Source organism: Ideonella sp. P3_A4 (genome assembly GCF_056403075.1).
The window spans coordinates 1-5,280 of sequence record NZ_JBFUGE010000414.1 but is presented as its reverse complement, the minus strand read 5'-3'; the positions used below and the strand labels follow the sequence as shown (position 1 = coordinate 5,280).

Genomic DNA, 5,280 nt, shown 5'->3' with positions numbered 1-5,280 from the left:
GAGCGCGGCTATGCGGTGCCGGTGATCGTGCAGCAGAAATGGACGTTGGCCTCGCGTGTGCACGAGCTGGTCAGTCAGCCCGGCTTCGCCGAGACCTTCTTGCCGCGCGGCCGCGCGCCCGAGGTTGGCGAGCTGTTTCGTCTGCCGGCGGCGGCCAAGGCGTTGCGGCTGATTGCCGAATCGAAAGCCGAAGCTTTCTACCGCGGCGAGATTGGCGCGACGATCGCGCGCCAGGCCAAGGAGCAGGGTGGTGCGATGAGCGAGGCTGACCTCGCCGACTACCGCCCCGAGTGGGTCGACACGATCGAAGTCGACTACCGCCATGGCTGCCGGCTGCACGAGATTCCGCCGAACGGGCAGGGCATCGCTGCGTTGATCGCGCTGGGCATCCTGCGTCATTTCGACATCGGCGGCCTCGACCCCGACGGTGTCGAGAGCCAGCACCTGCAGATCGAGGCGATGAAGCTCGCGTTTGCCGACGCCTACCGCTACGTCAGCGATCCGGTGAGCATGGGCTTGAAGCCAGCGGATCTGCTGGACGACACCTACCTGGCCAAGCGCGCCCGCCTGGTCGACCCGAAGCGGGCACAAGACTTCAAGGCCGGCAATCCGGTCAAGGGCGGCACGATCTACCTGACCGCGGCCGACGAGCGCGGCATGATGGTCAGCTTCATCCAAAGCAACTACATGGGCTTCGGCTCCGGTGTCGTTGTGCCGCAATACGGCATCAGCCTGCAGAACCGCGGTCACGGCTTCACGCTCGACGAGCGCCACCCTAACGTCGTCAGTCCCCGCAAGCGCCCGTTCCACACCATCATCCCCGCCTTCCTGATGCGCGACGGCGAGCCGCAGATGAGCTTTGGCGTGATGGGCGGCAACATGCAGCCGCAAGGCCACCTGCAGACGCTGGTGCGCATGCTCGACTACCACCAGAGCCCGCAAGCGGCCTGCGATGCGCCGCGCTGGCGCTTCAACCAGGGTCTGTCACTCAACGTCGAGCGGTCGATGCGGCCGGACACGTTGGCTGGGCTGCAGGCTTTGGGTCATCAGTTCGAGGGGCTGGACGACAGCTACATGGACTTCGGCGCCGGCCAGTTCATCTGGCGGCAGGGTGACCCGGGTGTCGAGGGCTATGTGGCGGCGAGCGACTCAAGGCGGGATGGTGCGGCGGTGGGGTTCTGAGCGTGGTGTGTCGCGTTGTTGGTGTTCGTTGCCACGGTTGGTGCTCGCCGGTGACCGGTGCCCGCAGGGGCTCATTGGGAAATCACCCCTGCGGGCACCGGTCACCGGCTGGGCGGCGTTGGCGTGGCGCGAAGGCGTGCGTGAGTTCGTGGGCCGTGAACAGTGTCGCTATTGAAGGCACCAACATGCCTATGGAAGCCATTCTTTGATCATGCGTATCCAGGACCTTCGCCCGGGCTGGCGGACCGACTTTCTGCTGCACCGCGTGGGCGGCGAGATCATCGAGCGTGATGACTGCATCGTCGTGCGCACGCCCGGCAACGAAGGCTTTTACTGGGGCAACTGCCTGATGATCGGCGAGACGCCGACCGATGCCGACCTGGCGCACTGGCTGCGCCGCTTCGACGAAGAGGTGGCCGCCGGCCGGCCCGGCGTGCGCCATGTGGCGATCGGCGTGAACACCGTGCCGCCGCCCGATGACGCATTGCCGGCGTGGCGTGAGGCGGGCTTCGAAATGATCGAGACGGCCACGATGCGGTTGATGCCGGGGCAGTTGCGCGCGCAGCCCGAGGCCGATGTGGACCCGCAGCCGCGGCTGCGCCCGATCGACTTCAGCCGCGACATCCCCTTGTTCGTCGACCTGCAGTCGGTTGATTCGCAAGGCCACGAGCCCGAGGGCTACCGCCGCTTCCGCGAAGCGCAGATGCGCCGCTTCGCCCAGCTGTATGCGATGGGCCTGGGTGATTGGTTCGGCTTGTGGCACGGTGACACGCTGGTGGCCGATTGCGGGCTGCTGATTGCCCCCAGACCTGCTGCTTCGCTGCAGGCCCCCCGGGGGGGTCAGGCAGATTCGGGAGCGGCCCGTCATCTGCCTGAGCGCGACGGGGCACTGGGCCGTTTCCAGAACGTGCTGGTGCATCCCGCTTGGCGGCGACGCGGCTTGTGCCGGGCGCTGGTGCATGCCGTGTGCCGCTGGGGCTTCGAGCGCTGGGGCATGACCGAGCTGCTGATGTGCGCCGACCCGGAAGACGTGGCGATCGACATCTACGAGTCGCTCGGTTTCGAGCGCTTCGACCGCGAATGGGGCTTGCAGCGCAACCCGCCTGAAGACGAGGCCGCGCGGCGTTCGCTGCGCCTGGGCCTGGGTGCGGCCGACGCATGACCGCTGCTGCCAGCGTTGCTGTTACGCCGCCGTCTTCCGCCCCACGCCGCTGGCCCGGGCTGGCGCTCGCGCTGTGCGGCTCGATCGCGTTCTCGGGCAAGGCGGTGATCGTCAAGCTGGCGTATCGCCATGGCGTCGACCCGGTCACGCTGATCATGTACCGCATGCTGTTCGCGTTGCCGCTGTTCGCGTTGCTGGCCTGGTGGGCCGGCCGCGGCAAGCCGAGGCTGACGCGGCGTGAAATGCTGGCGCTGGTCGGCCTGGGCTTCTCGGGCTACTACCTCGCGAGCCTGCTTGATTTCATGGGCCTCGCGCTCATCAGCGCCAGCCTGGAGCGGCTGATCCTCTACCTCAACCCGACGATCGTGCTGGCCCTGTCGGCGCTGTTCCTGGGCAAGAAGGTCAACGGCCGACAGGTGCTGGCGCTCGCGTTCAGCTACGCCGGCGTGGTGCTGGTCTTCGGCCAGGAACTGAAGCTCGAAGGCCAGAGCGTCGCCGCCGGCACGCTGCTGGTGTTTGCCAGTGCGGTGAGCTACGCGATCTACCTGGTGCTCAGCGGCGAATGGGTGCAGCGCCTGGGTGCGATGCGGCTGGCCGGCTGGGCGGGCTGCATGGCCTGCGTGTTCTGCATTGCCCACTTCCTGATCGTCAACCCGTGGGCATCGGCGCGGGTGGCTGAGCCTGTGTTGTGGCTGTCGGTGCTCAATGCGACGGCGTGCACCGTCGCGCCGGTGTGGATGGTGATGATGGCGATCGAGCGCATCGGGCCCAGCCTGGCTTCGCAGGCCGGCATGATCGGCCCGATGAGCACGATCACGATGGGCGTGGCGTTCCTCAACGAACCCTTCACGCCCTTGCTGGTGACCGGCACCGCACTGGTGTTGACGGGTGTGTGGCTGCTGGCGCGGTCCCGATGAGGAGTTTCGGATGCTGATTTCCGGCGCTTGCCACTGCGGCAACATTTCGTTCCAGCTGAACTGGTCGCCCGAGCCGACCGAGATTCCGGCGCGGGCCTGCGGTTGCACGTTCTGCGTCAAGCACGGTGGCGTGTGGACCTCGTGCCCCACCGGCGCCTTGAAGGTCCATGTGCAAGACAGCGCGCATGTGTCGGCCTACACCTTCGGCACCAAGACAGCCGACTTCCACACCTGCACGCGCTGCGGTGTCGTGCCGGTGGTGACTTGCCGGCTCGACGATCGCCTTTACGCGGTCGTCAACGTCAACACCTTCGAAGGCGTGCCCTCTGAAATGTTGAGACGCTCGCCGGCCAGTTTCGACGGCGAAGACGAAGCCACGCGGTTGGCGCGGCGCCGGCGCGGCTGGATCGCCGATGTCGAATTCACCGAGGCTTGACACGATGCTGAGCACTTTCATCACGATCTGGCTGCTGCACGTGGCCGCACTCATCACGCCGGGCGCCAACGTGCTGCTGGTGTCGCAACTGTCGGCCAGTGGGCAGCAGCGTGCGGCGATGCGCGCGGCGCTGGGCGTGGCGGCCGGCGCGGCCATCTGGGCGACGGCCGCGGTGCTGGGCGTCAACGCGGTGTTCGTCGCCTTCCCGACGGTGCGGTTGGTGCTGCAGATCGCCGGCGCGCTGTACGTGCTGTACATCGCGTCGCGACTGTGGCGGGCGCAAGCGGCGCCCTCGAGTGAGCCACGCGACCTGCCGGCTTGGCGCGCGTTTCGCCTCGGGCTGCTGACCAACCTGTCCAACCCCAAGTCGGCGCTGTTCTTCGGTAGCGTGTTCTCCGCTGCGCTGCCGGCGCAGCCGAGCGCCGCGGTGCTGGCCGCTTCGGTGGCGCTGGTGGTGGGCAACGCGTTGGTCTGGCATCTGGGGTTGGCCTATGCCTTCTCGCGACAGCGCGTGCGGGCCGGCTATGCGGCGCAGCGTGGCGTTGTCGGTCGGCTGGCCGGCGCCGCGCTGGGGGCATTGGGCGTGGGCCTGCTGTGGTCCACGTTGCGTGAGGCGAGGCGTTGATGGCGGCTCGCCAATCCATCGGCCTGGTCTCGCTGGTCGTGCGCGACTACGACGAGGCGATTGCCTTCTATGTCGGCACACTGGGCTTCAGCCTGGTCGAAGACAGTTTCGTGCCCGAACAGAACAAGCGCTGGGTCGTGGTTGCGCCGCCCGGTGCGCGCGAGACCCGGCTGCTGCTGGCCAAGGCGAGCAACGACGAGCAGGCCTCACGCATCGGCAACCAGACCGGTGGCCGCGTGTTCCTGTTTCTCTACACCGACGACCTGCGACGCGACCACGCGGCCTACAGTGCCAAGGGCGTCGTTTTCGTGCGGCCCCCGACAGAAGCGCCCTATGGCGCCGTCGCGGTGTTCGAAGACGTGTACGGCAACCAGTGGGATCTGCTGCAGCCGCGCGTTGCGGCCACGGCAGGCGACGACAACAAGGAGCAGTGATGGACCTCGGGCTGAAGGGCAAATGGGCATTGGTCTGCGCGGCCAGCAAAGGCCTGGGCAAGGGCTGCGCGAAGGCGCTGGTGAGCGAGGGCGTCAACGTGGTGATCACCGCGCGTGGCCTCGAGGCGCTGCACGAAACCGCGGCCGAGCTGCGCAAGCTGAACCCGAACGTCGTCGTGCGGCCGGTGGCCGGCGACATCACCACCGAAGAGGGCCGCGCCTCGGCGCTGGCCGCAGCGCCGCAGGTCGACATCCTGGTCAACAACGCCGGTGGGCCACCGCCGGGCGACTTTCGCGAGTGGGACCGCGAGCAATGGATTGCCGCGCTCGACGCCAACATGCTGACGCCGATCGCGCTGATCAAGGCGACTGTCGATGCGATGGCGCAGCGCGGTTTCGGCCGCGTCGTCAACATCACCTCGGCCGCGGTGAAGGCGCCGATCGACACGCTGGGCTTGTCCAACGGCGCGCGCAGCGGGTTGACGGGCTTCGTCGCCGGTCTCGCACGCCAGCCGCGCCTGGCC

The 5,280-nt window shown here is 67.8% G+C and carries 7 protein-coding genes; all 7 read left to right on the top strand.

All coding sequences use genetic code 11. The features are described from left to right. Positions 1 to 1,182: gamma-glutamyltransferase family protein (locus tag AC1DYI_RS25530; protein WP_477206939.1), on the top strand; the 1,182-nt coding region annotated here is incomplete at its 5' end. A 211-nt stretch (positions 1,183 to 1,393) separates the two neighbouring features. Further along, complete coding sequence (locus AC1DYI_RS25525; RefSeq protein ID WP_477206938.1) at positions 1,394 to 2,344, top strand: GNAT family N-acetyltransferase; 951 nt, start codon at positions 1,394 to 1,396, stop codon at positions 2,342 to 2,344. Beyond that, positions 2,341 to 3,261 carry a DMT family transporter gene (locus AC1DYI_RS25520; protein ID WP_477206937.1) on the top strand — a complete coding sequence of 307 codons (921 nt, stop codon included), beginning with the start codon at positions 2,341 to 2,343 and terminating at the stop codon, positions 3,259 to 3,261. Before AC1DYI_RS25525 ends, AC1DYI_RS25520 begins: the two co-directional genes overlap by 4 nt. Before the next feature lie 10 nt (positions 3,262 to 3,271). Continuing rightward, positions 3,272 to 3,697 (top strand): GFA family protein, encoded by a 426-nt coding sequence (locus AC1DYI_RS25515; RefSeq protein ID WP_477206936.1) that lies wholly within the window; start codon positions 3,272 to 3,274, stop codon positions 3,695 to 3,697. 4 nt (positions 3,698 to 3,701) lie between these two features. Further along, complete coding sequence (locus AC1DYI_RS25510; RefSeq protein WP_477206935.1) at positions 3,702 to 4,322, top strand: LysE family translocator; 621 nt, start codon at positions 3,702 to 3,704, stop codon at positions 4,320 to 4,322. Then, entirely contained in the window at positions 4,322 to 4,756 is a 435-nt protein-coding gene (locus AC1DYI_RS25505) for a VOC family protein (RefSeq protein ID WP_477206934.1), read from the top strand. Before AC1DYI_RS25510 ends, AC1DYI_RS25505 begins: the two co-directional genes overlap by 1 nt. Then, positions 4,756 to 5,280 (top strand): SDR family NAD(P)-dependent oxidoreductase (locus AC1DYI_RS25500; protein ID WP_477206933.1); only part of this gene is annotated, 525 nt, incomplete at its 3' end. The genes AC1DYI_RS25505 and AC1DYI_RS25500, both read left to right, overlap by 1 nt.

Excerpts from the sequence above, each read along its gene's own strand:
- AC1DYI_RS25525 (WP_477206938.1), top strand. The coding sequence starts at position 1,394 with ATGCGTATCCAGGACCTTCGCCCGGGCTGGCGGACCGACTTTCTGCTG.
- AC1DYI_RS25520 (WP_477206937.1), top strand. The coding sequence starts at position 2,341 with ATGACCGCTGCTGCCAGCGTTGCTGTTACGCCGCCGTCTTCCGCCCCA.
- AC1DYI_RS25515 (WP_477206936.1), top strand. The coding sequence starts at position 3,272 with ATGCTGATTTCCGGCGCTTGCCACTGCGGCAACATTTCGTTCCAGCTG.
- AC1DYI_RS25510 (WP_477206935.1), top strand. The coding sequence starts at position 3,702 with ATGCTGAGCACTTTCATCACGATCTGGCTGCTGCACGTGGCCGCACTC.
- AC1DYI_RS25505 (WP_477206934.1), top strand. The coding sequence starts at position 4,322 with ATGGCGGCTCGCCAATCCATCGGCCTGGTCTCGCTGGTCGTGCGCGAC.